The 16,134-nt window shown below is 72.6% G+C and carries 16 protein-coding genes; 8 read left to right on the top strand and 8 right to left on the bottom strand.

What is annotated here, in order from left to right; genetic code table 11:
• Nucleotides 1–25: 25 nt before the first annotated feature.
• From ACZ7CD_RS04625 to ACZ7CD_RS04600, 6 genes are read right to left on the bottom strand one after another with little or no spacing between them, the layout of a single operon-like run.
• Nucleotides 26–2,158, bottom strand: a complete 2,133-nt coding sequence (locus tag ACZ7CD_RS04625; RefSeq protein ID WP_360396991.1) for a DUF5682 family protein — start codon at nt 2,156–2,158, stop codon at nt 26–28.
• Nucleotides 2,151–3,236, bottom strand: coding sequence for an ATP-binding protein (locus ACZ7CD_RS04620; RefSeq protein WP_360396992.1), 1,086 nt, complete (start codon nt 3,234–3,236; stop codon nt 2,151–2,153). The genes ACZ7CD_RS04625 and ACZ7CD_RS04620 overlap by 8 nt, the downstream gene beginning before the upstream one ends.
• Entirely contained in the window at nt 3,233–4,657 is a 1,425-nt protein-coding gene (locus ACZ7CD_RS04615; protein ID WP_470378303.1) for a DUF5691 domain-containing protein, read from the bottom strand. The genes ACZ7CD_RS04620 and ACZ7CD_RS04615 overlap by 4 nt, the downstream gene beginning before the upstream one ends.
• Nucleotides 4,654–5,268: a hypothetical protein gene (locus tag ACZ7CD_RS04610; RefSeq protein ID WP_470378302.1), complete on the bottom strand. Its 615-nt coding sequence runs from the start codon at nt 5,266–5,268 to the stop codon at nt 4,654–4,656. Before ACZ7CD_RS04610 ends, ACZ7CD_RS04615 begins: the two co-directional genes overlap by 4 nt.
• Nucleotides 5,265–6,428 (bottom strand): SWIM zinc finger family protein, encoded by a 1,164-nt coding sequence (locus tag ACZ7CD_RS04605; protein WP_470372875.1) that lies wholly within the window; start codon nt 6,426–6,428, stop codon nt 5,265–5,267. Before ACZ7CD_RS04605 ends, ACZ7CD_RS04610 begins: the two co-directional genes overlap by 4 nt.
• A gap of 33 nt (nt 6,429–6,461) precedes the next feature.
• Nucleotides 6,462–7,634: a homogentisate 1,2-dioxygenase gene (locus ACZ7CD_RS04600; RefSeq protein WP_360396996.1), complete on the bottom strand. Its 1,173-nt coding sequence runs from the start codon at nt 7,632–7,634 to the stop codon at nt 6,462–6,464.
• A gap of 70 nt (nt 7,635–7,704) precedes the next feature.
• Here ACZ7CD_RS04600 and ACZ7CD_RS04595 point away from each other — a divergent pair, with 70 nt between their 5' ends.
• Genes ACZ7CD_RS04595 through ACZ7CD_RS04580 form a run of 4 tightly spaced genes read left to right on the top strand, consistent with a single transcriptional unit; the run spans nt 7,705 to nt 11,499 of the window.
• A complete protein-coding gene (locus ACZ7CD_RS04595; RefSeq protein WP_458429782.1) occupies nt 7,705–8,568 on the top strand; it encodes a hypothetical protein in 864 nt (287 codons plus the stop codon).
• Nucleotides 8,565–9,728, top strand: a complete 1,164-nt coding sequence (locus ACZ7CD_RS04590) for a fumarylacetoacetate hydrolase family protein (RefSeq protein WP_458429783.1) — start codon at nt 8,565–8,567, stop codon at nt 9,726–9,728. Before ACZ7CD_RS04595 ends, ACZ7CD_RS04590 begins: the two co-directional genes overlap by 4 nt.
• On the top strand, nt 9,728–10,360 hold the full coding sequence (locus ACZ7CD_RS04585; protein ID WP_360396999.1) for an IclR family transcriptional regulator: 633 nt from the start codon (nt 9,728–9,730) through the stop codon (nt 10,358–10,360). Before ACZ7CD_RS04590 ends, ACZ7CD_RS04585 begins: the two co-directional genes overlap by 1 nt.
• Nucleotides 10,357–11,499, top strand: a complete 1,143-nt coding sequence (locus ACZ7CD_RS04580; protein ID WP_458429784.1) for a VWA domain-containing protein — start codon at nt 10,357–10,359, stop codon at nt 11,497–11,499. Before ACZ7CD_RS04585 ends, ACZ7CD_RS04580 begins: the two co-directional genes overlap by 4 nt.
• A 4-nt stretch (nt 11,500–11,503) precedes the next feature.
• On the opposite strand, the gene ACZ7CD_RS04575 is transcribed toward ACZ7CD_RS04580, so the two are convergent.
• Both ACZ7CD_RS04575 and ACZ7CD_RS04570 read right to left on the bottom strand, forming a co-directional pair.
• Nucleotides 11,504–11,956 carry a hypothetical protein gene (locus ACZ7CD_RS04575; RefSeq protein WP_360397001.1) on the bottom strand — a complete coding sequence of 151 codons (453 nt, stop codon included), beginning with the start codon at nt 11,954–11,956 and terminating at the stop codon, nt 11,504–11,506.
• Nucleotides 11,953–12,417 (bottom strand): hypothetical protein, encoded by a 465-nt coding sequence (locus ACZ7CD_RS04570; RefSeq protein WP_360397002.1) that lies wholly within the window; start codon nt 12,415–12,417, stop codon nt 11,953–11,955. The genes ACZ7CD_RS04575 and ACZ7CD_RS04570 overlap by 4 nt, the downstream gene beginning before the upstream one ends.
• Nucleotides 12,418–12,495: 78 nt before the next feature.
• On the opposite strand from ACZ7CD_RS04570, the gene ACZ7CD_RS04565 reads away from it, so the two are divergent.
• The 4 genes from ACZ7CD_RS04565 (at nt 12,496) to ACZ7CD_RS04550 (ending at nt 16,052) form a co-directional block, all read left to right on the top strand.
• Nucleotides 12,496–13,260, top strand: a complete 765-nt coding sequence (locus tag ACZ7CD_RS04565; protein ID WP_470372878.1) for a DUF2470 domain-containing protein — start codon at nt 12,496–12,498, stop codon at nt 13,258–13,260.
• A 94-nt stretch (nt 13,261–13,354) separates the two neighbouring features.
• Nucleotides 13,355–14,053, top strand: coding sequence for a CPBP family intramembrane glutamic endopeptidase (locus ACZ7CD_RS04560; RefSeq protein WP_458434269.1), 699 nt, complete (start codon nt 13,355–13,357; stop codon nt 14,051–14,053).
• Nucleotides 14,054–14,200: 147 nt separating this feature from the next.
• A complete protein-coding gene (locus ACZ7CD_RS04555; RefSeq protein WP_458434270.1) occupies nt 14,201–15,388 on the top strand; it encodes an arginine deiminase in 1,188 nt (395 codons plus the stop codon).
• A gap of 103 nt (nt 15,389–15,491) precedes the next feature.
• A complete protein-coding gene (locus ACZ7CD_RS04550; RefSeq protein ID WP_470372879.1) occupies nt 15,492–16,052 on the top strand; it encodes a ferritin in 561 nt (186 codons plus the stop codon).
• Nucleotides 16,053–16,134: the final 82 nt, after the last annotated feature.

Genomic DNA, 16,134 nt, shown 5'->3' with positions numbered 1-16,134 from the left:
CTGGGGTGCGCGGTTTCGAAGATCGTCAAACTCGGGCCAGCAGGCCGCGGACGTGGGCGGCGAGGCGTTCGGCGATGCCGAGGTCCCACTCGCCGTCGGCCACCGGCTGCGGCGCGGCACCGGCGACGACCCGTTCCCCGAGCAGCCGCCGCTCGGCCGGGGTGAAGTCGGTGATGGCGCGGCGCAGCAGCGGCAGCGCGTCGTCGAACGCGTCACCGCGCAGACCGGTCAGCCACTCGTCGATCAGCCCGAACAGCCGCGGGTCGGCCGCCAGCAGCGTCGCCGACCCGCGCAGGAAGCCGGCGACGAACGCCGTCGCGACCGAGCGGTGCAGCTTCGCCGCGACGTCGTCGCTGGTCAGCTCCCCCGCCTCCCACAACAGGCGGGTGGCGCGGCCGGTGGGCAGGCCGTGCGCCTCCGCCTTGACCAGGGCGTGCAGGGCCCGCCACCAGGTGGCCTGGTGCTCCTCGTCGGCGGCCAGCCGGGTGGCCTCGTGGGCGCCGTCGACAGTGGCGAGCGCGTGCTCCGCCGTCTCGTCGTCGACGTTGCGGCAGGCCAGCGGCAACCCGACGGCACCGCGGGTCAGCAGGCCGTGCAGGGCGACGCGCAGCAGCTCGGGGTCGGTGCCGCGGACGGAGCCGTAGCGGACGGTCCGCGCCAGGTCGGGGAGGGCGGCGAGCAGTTCGAGGGCGTCGGTGGCGAGCGCGGCGCACCGGTCGAGCGCGTCCCGGGCGGCGGCGACGGCACCCGGCAGCTCGCACCCGACGGCCTTGCCGAGCGTTCCCGCGGCTTCGGCGACCCGGCTCGCCTGCTCGGCGGCCTGGGTCAGCACGTTCTCCGCTGCCGTGTGGACGGTCGTGCCGTGCCGTGCGGCGACCGCGACGGACACCGCGAACACCGGGTCCCAGCGCAGCTGCCACACCTCGGCGAACGTGCCGAGCGAGTTCGACCGGTCCGGCTTCCCCCACGGCACGCCGAGGACCTCCAGCCGCTGCAGGAGCTTCGACCGTTCGCGGTCGGTGTCCTTGCGCAGGTCGAGCTTGAGCTGCTTGGGCTGCACGTCGGCGGGCAGGCGAAGTTTCCGTTGCAGGCGCTGGAGATCCGTCGCCAGCGGCGACCGCGGGACGGCTTCCCCGACCTCGCCGAGGCGTTCGCCGACGACGAGCTTGCGGTGGACGAGCTTGAGCGGGACCTCGTCGCCGCCGCACAGCACGGCCAGCGCGGCCTCGGTGACCTCGCTCAACCCGGCGGATGGCCGTTCCCGCAGCGCCGCAAGGGTTTCCGCGAGCCGGACCGCCTCCACCGCGCTCGCCGTGGACGCCGGCAGGTCCTCTTCCCTGAGCACCGCGGCCGCCTTGGCGAACCACCGCGGCACCACGTCCTCCTGGTGCTGCCACAGGTGCGCGTACCAGCCGGGCGAGTCGACCCCCGCGCCGTAGCCGGACTCCGCGGCCAGCTGACCGTGGCTCCACGGCACCCACGTGCCGCTGATCTTCCTGCGCCGCAAGCCCTTCAACAACGCCGTGTCGTGCGCGACCGTCGGTTTCTGCAACAACGCCGGCACGTGCCACGCACCGCAGACGACGACGATCGGCCCGTCGGTTTGCTTGCGCGCCTTGCGGATCGTCTGCCGCATGAACGCTTCCCTGCGCAACGTGCGTTCGCCGACCTCGCCTTCGAACTCGCCGCGCACCGCCACCATCGCCTCGCTGATGGCCGCGGCGAGGTCGAGCGGGTCCGTGGCGCTGTGCTCGACGACGTCCTCCCACCACCGCTCGGGGTCGTCGAACCCGGCTGCCTCCGCCAGCAGCCCGATGGGGTCGACGGTGCCGCTGGGCCCGTCGTCCCCGATCGACGCGGCCGCCGGCAGGTCGAAGAACCGCACCCCGACCCCGTTCGCGTCGGCGTACCGCAACGCCTGCCACTCCGGCGAGAACTCCGCGAACGGCCAGAACGCGGCGTTCTCCGGCTCCGCCTCGTCGTGCAGCAGGACCGCGACCGGCGGCGTGAGCGCGTGGACGTGCTCCAGCAGCGCGTCCGCCTCCGGCGGCCCCTCGACCAGGATCAGCGCGGGCCGCGTCTGCTCCAGCGCCCGCCGGACCATGCGGGCAGAGCCGGGCCCGTGGTGCCGGATGCCGAGGAGGACCGGCTCACTCACCGCCGGCGTCCAGGCAGGCCCGGTAGAGGTCACGCCACTCGGCCCGCTCCTTGAGCACGGTCTCCACGTACTCCTGCCACACGGTCGCGTCCGACACGCGGTCCTTGATGACGGCGCCGATCAGGCCGTTGGCGAGCTCGTCAGCCCCGAGCGTGCCGTCGCCGAAGTGCCCGGCCAGCGCCATGCCGTTGGCGACGACCGAGATGGCCTCCGCCGTGGACAGGCTGCCGCTGGGCTTCTTCAGCTGGGTCCGGCCGTCCACTGTGGACCCGTTGCGCAGCTCGCGGAAGATCCGCACCACCCTGCGCACCTCGTCGAGCGCCGGCGGCTCGGCGGGCAGCTGCAACGCCCTGCCGAGCTGCTGGGCCCTGGTGATGACGATCTCGACCTCGGCGTCCTCGGTCGCGGGCGGCGGGAGGACGACGGTGTTGAACCGGCGCGCGAGGGCGGACGACATCTGGTTGACGCCGCGGTCGCGGTCGTTGGCCGTGGCGATGACCGTGAAGCCCGGCACCGCCTGCACCTGCGTGTTGAGCTCCGGCACCGGCAGCGACTTCTCCGACAGCACCGTGATGAACGAGTCCTGGACCTCCGACGGCATGCGGGTCAGCTCCTCGACCCGGACCACCGCCCCCCGCTGCATGCCCCTGAGGACCGGGCTGGGCACCAGGGCGTTGTGGCTGGGGCCTTCTGCGATGAGCCGCGCGTAGTTCCAGCCGTAGCGGACCTGGTCCTCACTCGTGCCCGCGGTCCCCTGCACCACGAGGGTGCTGTCACCGCTGACGGCGGCGGCGAGGTGCTCGCTCAGCCACGACTTGGCCGTGCCCGGCACCCCCACCAGGAGCAGCGCGCGGTCGGTGACCAGGGTGCCGACCGCGACCTCGACCAGCCTCCGCGCGCCGACGTACTTCGGGCTGATGACCGTGCCGTCGGGAAGCGTGCCGCCGAGGACGTAGGTGACCACCGCCCGAGGCGACAACCGCCAGTTCGGCGGCTTCTCGCGGTCGTCGTGGGCCGCGACGGCAGCCAGCTCGGCGGCGTACTGCTGTTCGGCCGTCGGCCTGAGCACGGCGGTCACGGTGCCTCCTGGATCGGTGGTGCGAACGATTCGCGCAAGCGGATCCGGAGCCCGAGGACCTCCAGCTCCAGCGAGCTCTCCGGCCAGCGACGGGTCAGAGCCTCCCAGCTGGCGCCGAGCAGGTCCGCGTCACCCCTGGCCAGCAGCACGTTGGGCGGCCTGCCGGACCGCCAGCGCGGGTCGGGCAGCGCGGCGTAGCGGTGCAGCAGCGCCCTGGTGGTCTCCGGCGACCAGGGCGCCGGCAGCTGGGAGCAGGCGTGGTCGAGCAGGTCGTAGTGCCAGTTCTTCGACACGGCCACGACCGCCTGCTCGGCCACCTCGGCCGGCAGCGCCGCCAGCATCTCGAGCTGCTCCATGCCGGTCAGCGTCTCGGCGGCGGCAACGGCCCACGGGCGCGGGTCCTGCGCGGCGGCGAGCTGGTCGGCCACTCCCCTGAGCAACGCGGCGGCCCAGGGCCCCCTCCGCAGGATGCCGGCGGCCCTGGCGTCGTCGGCCTTGAGCGTCGAGGTCCAGTACGACGGCGGCACGCTCGCGGCCGCGGCCCGGATGCGCCCGCCCACGCCCTTCTCGGACCCGTCGCGCATGAGGTCGCGCAGCTCCGGTGGACCGGCCGGCCCGGTCCACAACCCGTCGGGCCGGACGTCGAGCCCGTCCGCGGTGAGGCGCAGGCCGTGGCGCAGCCGGTGGGCGGCGCGGGCGGCGAGACGCGTCCGCCCCAGCTTCCGCAGGAGCCGGAGGGCCTCGTCGTGCACGGCGGCGGCCTTGTCGTCGAGCGCCGCTTCGAGCAGCCGCTCGTCCTGCTCGTTCAGACCGGTCTCCAGAGCACTGACCAGCACCTGCCGGTCGGCCGCGCGGGGAGAGGCCGCGAACTCCGCCGCGATGAACGCGCCGACCCCGGCCGGATCCGCCTTGCGCTTGCGGCGCAGCGCACGGACCCGTTGGGCGCTGGGCAGGTCGAGGACCTCGTCGAGCGGCACCTCGTCGACCAGTGGTGCCGCCCCGCTGGCCCAGGCCCAGCCGGGGCGGGTGTTCGCGAGCCAGCGGCCGCGCGTGCCGAGCACCTCGACCACGGCGGCCCGCAGGCCGGGGCGGGCAGTGCCGAGGGCGAGCAGCGCCGGGAGCATCCGGTGCTCCGCCACGACGCCGCCGGCCTTGGCCAGCGCGCACCACTCGGTCAGCAGCACCTCGTCGTCGAGGCTCATGATCGCTTCGAGGACGGCCTTGGCAGCCGGCCTGGGGAAGGCGGCGGTCTCCCGCGGGGCGGGCGGGAGCGGGTCGGCGGACGTCTCGGGCGGCAGGGTGGCGCCGAACGCGGCCACGCCGAGGGCGGCGCAGTCGGAGAGCAGCTCGGCGGGGTCGCCGCCGCCCCTGGCCGTGCCGAGGAGGAGGTTCTGGACCGCGGCGGACCAGTCGGCCTTCACGCGGCCACCTCCGGGGTGGGATGGGGGTGTGCGGGGGTGTGGGGGCGGCGGGTGGCGCGGTGGGGGCGCGGCGCGGGGCTTGGGTGGTGGTGGCGCGCGGCGGGGCCGGGGTGGGGGCGTGGCGCGGGGCCGGAGTGGCGGACGCCGGGCGCGGGGCTCGGGTGGTGGCGGCGCGCGGCGGGGCCGGGGTGGGCGCGCGGCGCGGAACCGAGGTGGTGGGCACCAGGCGCGGGGCTCGGGTGGTGGCGGCGCAGCGCGGAACCGAGGTGGTCGACGCGCGGGTCGCGACGCGGCGCGGAGCCGAGGTGGCGGGCGCGGAGCGTCGGAGGGGCGGCGAGGCCGTCGACGAGGTGCGGCGAGGCAGCCATGACGATCTGGCCGGGGTGGTGCGGGACGGGCGCGGCGGCGGGCATGCCGAGGCGGGCGTACGACAGCACGGCGGCGAGCCCGCCGGAACGGGCGGAGGCCAGCGCAGCGGCGGCTACCGGCGGCCGTGGGGCGCGCCTCAGGGGCCGGGTCGGCGGCACGGCGGCGAGCCCACCGGAACGGGCGCGCGCCAGCGCAGTCGCGGCCACCAGCGGCCGTGGAACGCGGGGCGGCGGCGAGGTCATGCCACCACCTCCAGGCGGCCGTCCACCGCGATCGCGCCCAGCCGCAGCACGTGGCCGTCCCACAGGCCCCACGCGTCGAACGGCTCGCCGCCGGTCAACGCCAGCGCCATGTCCAGGCCGGTGTCGTCGCGGACCGGCAGCGCGTGGCCGGAGGGGTCGGCGAGGGAGCTGCCGCAGAGGCGCACCGAGGCGCAGCCCAGCGGGAACAGGCGCTGCCACGGGTCGGCCAGCAGCATCGGTTCCAGGGAGGCCAGGGACGTCCGCCACGACGGCGGCGCCGGCACCGGGTCCGGCGCGCGGGAACCGGCCAGCTCCCCCAGCGCCACGCGGTCCGAGCCGGGGTACGGGTGCACCTCGGCAGACGACTCCAGGCCGTGCGGCAGCAGCGGAACCGGCGCACCCACCGCGGAATGGCGGATTGCGACCACCCAGCGGCCCGTCTGACGGCCCCAGCACCACTGCCGGACGGTCCGGACCCTGCCGTCGTCGGTGTCGAGGCGCAGCAGCGCCACCCAGCGGTCGGACCAACCGGGCCCGGACCGCACGGTCTCCTCCGGCACCGTCACGCCGAGGCGCGACCGCGGCTGCACGGCGCACAGCAGGTGCAGGCCGCCCAGGCGGTCGGCGACGTCCGAGGTCCACGACGGGCCCGAGCGGGCCACGATCTCGTGGATCTCGCCCACCGCCGCGGCCACGCCGGGGACCTGCGCGTCGATCATGCGCGCGGTGAACGCCTGCCACCACGACGCGGGGCGGCCCGGCAGCGACGCGATCCCCGCGGAGGTGACGTCCAGCAGCCAGTCGCGCAGGCCGTCGATCCCGGACGACATCGCGGCGGCCCGGTTCGCCGCCGTCTTCTCCCGCGCGCGGACCCGCCGTGCGACGGCCTCCGGTGAGGCGTCCAGCTCACGGGTGGCGCGGCGGGCGGTCCACTCCTCGACCCACTCGGGCGGCAGCGCGTCGGGCAGGTCCAGCTCCTGCAACCCCACCGCGTGCTTGCACGGGAACTTCCGCGACGGGCACGTGCACTTCGCCGACCCCGCCGCGAGGTCGACGCACACGCGGTACGGCACGGAGCCGGAGCCGGTGTACAGCCCCCACAGCACCGGCAGGGCCTTGCCCAGGCCCTGCCAGCGCGTCGGAACGGCACGTGTCCTCACCCGACCAAACTAGCGAGCACCCCCGACAAAAAATCAGGCCGGACCCCGACGTGCCCACGTCCACGCGTAGGCCGGGTCCTCGCACGACTCCGCGGCCTCGCCGAGCTCCAGCGGGCGGAACGTGTCGACCATGACCGCGGTCTCGTCGAAGTAGTCGACGCCCAGGGACGCCTCGACCGCTCCCGGCTGCGGCCCGTGCGTGCAGCCGGACGGGTGCAGCGACATCGAGCCGATGCCGATCCCCGAGCCCTTGCGGGCCTCGTAGTTGCCGCCCACGTAGAACATCAGCTCGTCCGAGTCGACGTTCGCGTGGTTGTAGGGCACCGGAACGGCCAGCGGGTGGTAGTCGACCTTGCGCGGGCAGAACGAGCACACGACGAAGTTCGGTCCCTCGAACGTCTGGTGCACGGGCGGCGGCTGGTGCACGCGGCCGGTGATCGGTTCGAAGTCGCGGATGTTGAACGCCCACGGGTACAGGTGCCCGTCCCAGCCGACGACGTCGAACGGGTGGTTGGCGTAGGTGAACCTGGTCAGTCCGGCGCGGTGCCGCACGAGCACGTCCACGTCGGTGCCCTCGACCAGCAGCGGCTCGACGGGCCCGCGGATGTCGCGCTCGCAGTAGGGCGAGTGCTCCAGGAACTGCCCGGCCTTCGACAGGTAGCGCTTGGGCGGCCCGATGTGCCCGGTCGCCTCCAGCACCAGCAACGACATCGGCTCCGACGGCACGACCCGGTAGGTGCACGAGGTCGGGATGACGACGTAGTCGCCGTCGCCCACCTCCAGCGCGCCGTAGATCGTCTCGACGACGCCGGACCCGGACTGCACGTACAGCAGCTCGTCACCGGAGGCGTTGCGGTACAACGGCGACGGCGCGGAGGCGCGGACGAAGCCGATGGTCACGTCGGGGTTGTGGAACAGCCGGCGCCGCCCGGTCACCGCGTCGACCTCGTCGGAGGCCCAGGTCAGGTCCTGCGTCTTGAAGTGCCGCGGCTTCAACGGCAGGTTCGGCGCCACGGTCCCGCGCTCGTCCTTCACGGTCTCCGCGTTGACGATCGCCGTGGGCAGGTACCGGTGGTAGAGCAGCGCCGAGTCGGCGGAGAAACCCTCGACCCCCATCAGCTCTTCCGCGTAGAGCCCACCGTCCGGTTTGCGGAACTGGGTGTGGCGCTTTCGGGGGATCTCCCCGACCTGGCGGTAGTAGGCCATGACGTCTCTCCGGGCGTTCGACTATCGGACATCTTTGTTCACTTACCGATACCCGGCTAGCGTGTCAGCCGTGTCAAGCGCTGTCGAACTCCGTGCGCCCGGTCCGCGCGGTACTCCGCCCCTGCTCGCGAGGCTTGTGGACGATGCCGCGCTGTTCCCTCCGGGGAACGCGTCGATGCCCGACGCGGTGCGCGGTCACCTCGACGGACGAGTCGGCGAGTGGTCTGGCGTCATGGGTCTCTTCCTGTGCCCGGCCTCCCGGCTCGCCGAGCTGATCACCGAGCTGATCAAGGTCAAGCCCCCCAAACCGATCGCACTGAGCCTCGTGATCGACACCGGCCTCGGCGGCGTGCCGAAGGCCGTGTCGATCGTCGAGTCGCGCAGTGAGCTGCTCGCCCTGCGCATGGTCGAGATGCCCGCACCGTCCGATGTGGACGAGGTGTGGCTCGAACGCGTGTCGGAGTTCGTCCCCGAGGACGTCATCCGCGTCGTGGAACCCCGGCGCGGCGGGCCAGAGTGGCTCGACGGCGTGCGCAGGGTCATCGAGCACGGCAGCTGGCCCAAGCTCCGCTGCGGCGGGCTGAGCCAGGAGAACTTCCCGAGCGTCGAGGAGGTCGGTGACTTCCTGTCCGTCGTCAGCGGTGGCGGGGTCGCGTTCAAGGCGACCGCCGGCCTGCACCGGGCCGTCCGCTACACCGACGAGCAGGGCTTCACCCACCACGGCTTCCTGAACCTCCTCGTCGCCACGGCCCGATCGCTGAGCGGCCGGGACGTGCGCGAGGCGCTGGCGAGCACCGACGCCGCGGCGCTCACCGCCGAGGCCAAGGCGCTGAGCGACCAGGCCGCCCACGCGGTCCGCGGCGTCTTCGCGAGCTACGGCTCGTGCTCGCTCTCCGAGCCGGTCTCCGACCTCGAGGAGCTGGGACTGCTGTGAGCTGGATCAGCGACCCGAACTTCACCGAGGACCAGCCGTTCGGCCCGCAGACCCTGCCCTACGGCGTGGTGGCCGACGGTGTCGCCGTGCGCGTGGGCGACCAGGCGTTGCTGCTGAAGACGCTCGGGCTCGGCAAGTGCAGCGAGTACGTCCAGGGCGACTCGCTCGACGACCTGCTCAAGGCCGGCCGTCCGGTCTGGAGCGCGCTGCGGGCGAAGCTGCGCGAGATCGTCAGGGGGACGTCCGCTCCCAAGGGTGCGGAGCTCGTGCCCATCGACACCGCGAAGCTGCCGTTCACGGTCGGCGACTACGTGGACTTCTACAGCTCCATGCACCACGCGGAGAACGTCGGCCGGATGTTCCGCCCCGACGGCGACCCGCTCACGCCGAACTGGACGCACCTGCCGATCGGCTACCACGGCCGCGCGGGCACGGTGTACGTCTCCGGCACGGACATCAAGCGCCCGAACGGCCAGAAGCGCGGCAGCGACGGCCCGAAGTTCGGCCCGTCCGAACGGCTCGACATCGAGGCCGAGGTCGGGTTCGTCTGCGGTGGCCCGCAGGCGGCGAACGTGTCGACCAGCCGCGCGGCCGAGCACGTCTTCGGCGTCGCGCTGGTCAACGACTGGTCGGCGCGCGACGTCCAGGCCTGGGAGTACCAGCCGCTCGGCCCGTTCCTGGCCAAGTCGTTCGCCACGTCGATCGGTGCCTGGATCACGCCGCTGGAGGCGTTCTCGGTGGCACGGGTGCCGACCCCGCCGCTGCCGAACAAGCTGCACGACTACCTGACCTGCGACCAGCCGTGGGGTCTGGACATCACCATCACGGTCGAGCTGAACGACACGATCGTCGCGCGGCCGCCGTTCCGCGAGATGTCGTGGTCGTTTGTGCAACAACTCGCCCACATGACGGTGAACGGGGCTACCGTGCGCCCAGGTGATCTGTTCGCCTCCGGCACGGTCTCCGGGCCGGAGAAGGACGAACGCGGCTCGTTCCTGGAACTGAGCTGGGGCGGCAAGGAACCGTTCAAGCTCGACGACGGCTCCACGCGGACGTTCCTGGAGGACGGCGACACGGTCAGGCTGACCGCGACGGCGCCCGGCGAGGGAGGTTCGGTGGTCGGTCTCGCCGAGGTGGTGGGCACAGTTCGGAGTGCGTGATGGTCGGAGCGACGAAGGAGAGCTCGCTGACCCTGGAACGGGGTCTGGCGCTCCTCCAGGCTGTCGCGGAGGCGGAGTCGGAGGCTCCTTCGATCTCCGAGCTCGCCACGGCCATCGGCGCCTCCAGGGCGGCCGTCTACCGGCTCCTGGTGCCCCTGCAGGCGCGCGGGCTCGTGCGCCGCGAGGGGTCCAAGGTCCGGCTGGGCCTGGGCGTGCTGCGGCTCGCGGCGAACGTGCTGCCGCAGCTGCGGATGGCGGCGAACCCGGCGCTGCGCGAGCTCGCGGAGAAGGTCGGCGCCACCGCGCACCTGACCGTCGCCGACGGCGGTGAGGCGCAGGCCGTCGCCGTCGTCGAACCGTCGTGGACCGCTTTCCACGTGGCGTACCGGGTGGGTTCCCGCCACCCGGTGCACCGCGGGGCGGCCGGCAAGGCCATCTCGCAGCCGGGCGAGCTGTGGGTCGTCTCTGCGGGTGAGCTGCAACCGAACGCGTACGGCGTCGCGGCGCCCGTGCGGGGCGTACCGGGCCTGCGGGCGTCCGTGGGTGTGGTGGCGCTGGAGAAGCTCGACGCGGACGTCGTGGGCCCTCATGTCGTGCGTGCGGCCGAAGAAGTGGCGGCCGCTCTCAAATGACCGAGGAGCGCCTGCGGCGGTGGCGTCTGCTGCTGGGACCGAGCGCCGAGGACGTGGCCCAGCTCGACGGTGACGACGAACGCCGCGACGGCGCGCTGACCGGTCTCTACGGCGGCGGCGGTGACCGCGGTGCGGGTCTGGGCGCCAGCTCGCCGCAGCTGCACCGGTGGCTCGGCGACGTCCGCAGGTACTTCCCCACCTCGGTCGTCCAGGTCATGCAGCGGGACGCGGTCGAGAAGCTCGGCCTGCGCCAGCTGCTGCTCGAACCGGAGCTGCTGGAGTCCGTCGAACCGGACGTGCACCTGGTGAGCACGCTGCTGCAGCTCTCCCGCGCGATCCCGGCCCGCACCCGCGACACCGCGAAGGCCGTGGTCCGCAAGGTGGTCGAGGACATCGAGCGCCGGATCGCCGACCGGCTCGTCGAGGCCGTGCGGGGTGCCGTGGACCGGTCGAAGCGCACGCACCGGCCGCAGCTGCCGGACGTCGACTGGGCGACCACGATCAAGGCGAACCTGAAGAACTACCAGCCGCAGCACCGGACGGTGGTCGTCGAGGACCTGATCGGCCACCGCAGGCGCAGCCGGGCCGCGGCGATGCGGGACGTGGTCCTGCTGGTCGACCAGTCGGGTTCGATGGCGGACTCGCTGGTGCACGCCGCCGTCCTCGGTTCGGCGCTCGCCTCGATCCGCTCGGTCTCCACCCGGCTCGTCGTGTTCGACACCGAGGTCGCGGACCTCACCGACCTGCTGCACGACCCGGTGGACCTGCTGTTCTCCGCGCAGCTGGGCGGCGGCACGGACATCAACCGCGCGGTCGCGTACGCGCAGACGCAGGTCCGCAGACCGACGGACACGGTCGTGGTGATCATCAGCGACCTGTACGAGGGCGGGTCGGAGACCGAGCTGCAGCGCCGGGTGCGCGAGCTGGTCGCGAGCGGTGTCACGGTGGTGAACCTGCTGGCGTTGAGCGACAGCGGCACCCCGGCCTACGACCACGACCTGGCGGCGAAGCTGTCCGCGCTGGGAGCGCCCGCCTTCGCCTGCACGCCGGACAAGTTCCCGGAGCTGCTGGCGGCGGCGCTGCGCAAGGACGACCTCACGCAGTGGGCGGAGTCCGAGGGCATCGCGACGGGCCGTTAGCCCGCTAGCGGTCCACGACCCGGCCGCGCACCAGGAACGCGAGACCGCGGGTCATCGCCACGACCCGGCCGCGCTCGTCCGGTCCGGCGACCCAGATCCGGCCGGTGTGCCGGACCAGGACGCGGGCGCGTTCGGGGATCTCGGGCAGCCGCAGGTCGTTCTCCGAGCCGTCGACGCGCAGGTAGGCCTGTCGCCCGATGCGCTTGCCGGGCACGAACCGCACCCCGACCTGCCGCCACGGGAAGCGCTCGATGAGCTGGCGCGTGCCGCGGCGCTGGAAGAAGTGCCGCAGGCCGGGTGCGGCGAGCTCCAGCACGACCGGCACGGACAGCACGGTGAGCCAGATCCAGTCGACCCACAGCACGCCGCAGAAGACCGCGACCCCGAACAGGATGTGCCCGACCGCGCGGCGGTCGGCTCGCGCGAGGCAGGTGTCGCTCCACGTCCCGAGCATCATGTGTGCACGCGCGCAGGGATGAGCTGGGGAACTCCCCGGAAGGTGACGACGGTGTTGCCGGCCGCGTCCGGCGGGACGAACCAGACGCGCTTGTGCCGCGCGATCCGCCCGCGCAGGAACGGACCGACGTGCACGGTCAGCAAGAGAGGCGGTGACCCCATCACGACCAGACGCCCTCCTTCCCACTCCGCACGAGCGAAATGCCACGGTTCGCCTTCCGGTAAACGCACCGGTCGACGGCGTGTCACCCGCCAGAGCACGACTGCCGCGAAGAAGAGCAGCAGCAGCGCCACGGGCGACGACCACGACCACGTGAGCACCAGGACGAACTGGAGGACGAAGGCCGCACCGGCCAGGACGGTCCACACCAGGGCACGGCGGCTCGCCCGGTCGACGCAGTGCCGGGTCCACTGGTCATCGAGCGCCGTCACCTCGGTGGACGGCTTGTTGGGCACGACCACCTGTCCACCGTACAGGTGACGCTTCCCAGGACGAGCACGGCTAAGTTAGGCTTGCCTAACCTTCGAGGAGGTGCAGCGGTGACCGACACCCAGACAAGGCGCCCGCCGGCCCCGCATGCCGCCGAGCGCGCGCGCACGATCGCCGCTCGCGGTGGCAGCGCCGCGCTGCTCCCCCAGGCGGGAACGCGGACCAGTCCGCTGTTCCACCACGTCCACCCGTGCGGCACCGCGATCCTGCTGCTGGCCGACGAGCACCCGCTGGTCGGTCAGCTGTGGCAGGCCCCGCGCGCCGAGGTGACGGCGATGCTGGAGATCGCCGACCAGGCGCCGGTGGCGTTGCGCGAGCCCGTCCGCGGCCTGCTGTGGCTCACCGGCTGGGTCACCGCGCTCGACGGCCAGGAGGCGCGCGACGAGGTCCTCGCGGTCGCCGACGTGCGGGCCGACCACCGGCTGCTCGACGCGGGTCACGGCGCCGCGGTGCTGCGGCTGACGCCCGCCTCGCTGGTGATCGCGGACGCCGAGGGCACGTCGTCGGTGCGGCCGGAGCAGTTCGCGAGCGCGACACCGGACCCGTTCTGCGGCAACGAGGACCACTGGCTGCGCCACCTGGAGGCCGCCCACCGCGACGTCGTCGGCCAGCTGGCCCGCCACCTGCCGGAGGAGCTGCGGAACGGGCACGTGCGGCCGCTCGGGCTCGACCGGTTCGGGCTGCGGCTGCGGGTCGAGGCGGAGTGCGACGACCACGACGTGCGGATCGCGTTCTCCAGGCCGGTCAGCACGCCGGCCGAGCTCGCCGCCGAGCTGCGCCGCCTGATGGGTTGCCCGTTCCTCTCCCAGCGCTGATCACCGAGGTAGCGTCAGCCGGGTGACCGAACCTGCGCTCATCCCCGACGCCGAGAAGCGCGGCTACCGGATCGAGCTGCTGATCGTCTTCAGCATGACGCTGGGCCTGTCCGGCCTGCGCAGCCTCGTGCGACTGGTCGACAGCCTGCTCCAGCCGACCCCGCTCAACCAGCAGTCGGTCGCGATCAACGTCCCGCAGGCGCGTGCCGACCTGCTCGACCTCGTCGCCCAGCTGCTGAGCGTGCTGCAGCTCGCCGCGTGGGGCGGGATCGGGCTCTACCTGCTGTGGCGCACCGGGATCAAGCTGCGGGTCGTCGGCCTGGACGGCACCCGCAAGCTCGCCGACTCGCTCGGCGCGCTGGGTCTCGCCGCGGTCATCGGCATCCCGGGGCTCGCGTTCTACTTCGCCGCGTGGGGGCTCGGGCTGAACCTCGCGGTGCAACCGTCCACCCTGGACGACCAGTGGTGGATGAGCGTGGCGCTGGTCCTCGCCGCCGCCGGCAACGCCTGGGCGGAGGAGGTGCTCGTCGTCGGGTACCTGATCACCCGGCTCGAACAGCTGGGGTGGCGGCGGTACACAGCGCTGTTCGCGGCGGCCGTGCTGCGCGGCTCGTACCACCTCTACCAGGGCTTCGGCGGGTTCGTCGGCAACCTGGTGATGGGGCTGGTGTTCGGCTTCTACTGGCAGCGGACCAGGCGGTTGTGGCCGCTGGTGATCGCTCACACCATCCTCGACGTGGTGGCGTTCGTGGGCTACACAATGTTGCGCGGCAAAGTCAGCTGGTTGCCTTAATGATTCGACGGTAGTTGGCGGGATTGCACCGCATTCGTTGCCATTTCAGGCTCTGGAGCGGCGATTTGTGCTGTTCAGGGTTACGCTCGTCCGGTGACTGCGCACACGATCGCTGAGACCGAAGCACTCCCGGACGCCGCGCCGCGCGTGGACAGCGAGGTCGGCCCCCTGCGCACGGTGTTGCTGCACCGGCCGGGCAACGAGCTCAAGAGGCTCACCCCGCGCAACAACGACCAGCTGCTGTTCGACGGCGTGCCGTGGGTCGGCAGGGCCCAGGAGGAGCACGACGCGTTCGCCGCGACGCTGACCTCGCGTGGCGTCGAGGTCCTGCTGCTGTCGGACGTCCTGGTGCAGGCCCTGGAGGACAGCCGCGCGCGCATCGCGGGCATCCACAGCGCCGTCAACGAGCGCCGCCTCGGCATCGACCTGGCCGACGCGCTGCGCAGCCACCTCACCTCGCTGCCGGCCCCGCAGCTGGCGCAGGTGCTGACGACCGGCATGACGTTCGAGGAGCTGCCCGCCGCCGAGGGCGCGTCGCTGGTGCGCAAGATGCACCTGCCGATCGACTTCGCCGTCGACCCGCTGCCGAACCTGCTCTTCACCCGCGACTCGTCGGTGTGGGTCGGCGACCGCGTGGCCATCACGTCGCTCGCACTGCCCGCCCGCGACCGCGAGACGACGCTGACGGACCTGATCTACGCCTACCACCCGCGGTTCCGCCGCACCGGCCGCGCGTACGGCGCGCACTCGGCCCCGCTGGAGGGCGGCGACGTCCTGCTGCTCGCGCCCGGCGTGATCGCGATCGGCGTCGGCGAGCGCACCACCCCCGCCGGCGCCGAGTCGTTCGCCCGCTCCGCGCTCGCGGACGGTCTCGCGCACACGGTGCTGGCGGTGCCGATCAAGCAGGAACGCGCCACCATGCACCTCGACACCGTGTGCACGATGGTGGACCGCGACGCCGTGGTGATGTACCCGGCGATCAGCGACTCCCTCACCGCCTACCCGCTGAAGTCCGACGGCGACGGCGGCGTGCGCGTGGACGGCCCGGTGCCGTTCCTGGAGGCGGCGGCCGAGGCGATGGGCATCGAGCGCCTGCGCGTGATCGACACCGGCCTGGACGTCGTCACCGCCGAGCGCGAGCAGTGGGACGACGGCAACAACACGCTGGCGGTCGGCCCCGGTCTGGTCGTGGCGTACGAGCGCAACGTGGAGACCAACGCGCGACTGGAGGACGCCGGCGTCGAGGTGCTCCGCATCGCCGGTTCCGAGCTGGGTTCCGGCCGCGGCGGTCCCCGCTGCATGTCGTGCCCGATCGACCGCGCTCCGCTGGTCTGATTTTTCCTTAGGAACGCCTAACCTTTGTTTGGATTACCTTTCCAAACAAAGGTTAGCTTTTCCTGGAATGCAGGAGCCGTTGTTTTCGGCTACCGTACTCCGCATGGCCTCGAACGTGAAGAAGATCCTGTCCAAGAAGTCGAAGTTCCACGAGCTGCTGCAGGCCCAGGTCGGTCACGAGTTCTCCGCCTCGCAGCAGTACACCGCGCTCGCGGTGTGGTTCGACAACGAGGACCTGCCGCGCCTCGCGGCGCACTTCTACAAGCAGGCCCTCGAAGAGCGCAACCACGCCATGATGATCGTGCGTTTCCTGATGGACAACGACATCCCGGTCGTCATTCCCGGCACCGAGACGCCGATCAACGAGTTCAAGGCTCCGCGCGACCTCGTCGACCTCGCCCTGCGCCAGGAGCAGCAGGTCACCGACCAGATCGTGGCGCTGGCCCAGGCCGCTCGCGAGGAGAGCGACTACATCGGCGAGCAGTTCCTGCAGTGGTTCCTGAAGGAGCAGGTCGAGGAGGTCTCCTCGATGAAGACGCTGCTCACCATCATGGACCGCGCGGACGGCAACATGTTCTACGTGGAGAACTTCCTCACCCGCGAGAACGTGGGCGACGAAGGCGCCGACCCGAGTGCTCCCACGGCCGCCGGTGGCGCGCTGTAGTTTTCCTCCGCACGTCTGAGTGCCTGATCTGAGGCCCGTCCCACCGAATTCGGTGAGACGGGCCTTTTCAGTTCTCCGCCGC

This window comes from Lentzea sp. NPDC036949, from assembly GCF_055608075.1.
Note: the sequence above shows the minus strand (reverse complement) of the source record. Positions and strands in the feature narration are given on the sequence as shown.

Coding starts and splice junctions, on each gene's coding strand:
- ACZ7CD_RS04610 (WP_470378302.1), bottom strand. CDS start 5,268: ATGACCTCGCCGCCGCCCCGCGTTCCACGGCCGCTGGTGGCCGCGACT.
- ACZ7CD_RS04600 (WP_360396996.1), bottom strand. CDS start 7,634: ATGGCCTACTACCGCCAGGTCGGGGAGATCCCCCGAAAGCGCCACACC.
- ACZ7CD_RS04585 (WP_360396999.1), top strand. CDS start 9,728: ATGGTCGGAGCGACGAAGGAGAGCTCGCTGACCCTGGAACGGGGTCTG.
- ACZ7CD_RS04580 (WP_458429784.1), top strand. CDS start 10,357: ATGACCGAGGAGCGCCTGCGGCGGTGGCGTCTGCTGCTGGGACCGAGC.
- ACZ7CD_RS04575 (WP_360397001.1), bottom strand. CDS start 11,956: ATGATGCTCGGGACGTGGAGCGACACCTGCCTCGCGCGAGCCGACCGC.
- ACZ7CD_RS04560 (WP_458434269.1), top strand. CDS start 13,355: ATGACGCTGGGCCTGTCCGGCCTGCGCAGCCTCGTGCGACTGGTCGAC.
- ACZ7CD_RS04550 (WP_470372879.1), top strand. CDS start 15,492: ATGGCCTCGAACGTGAAGAAGATCCTGTCCAAGAAGTCGAAGTTCCAC.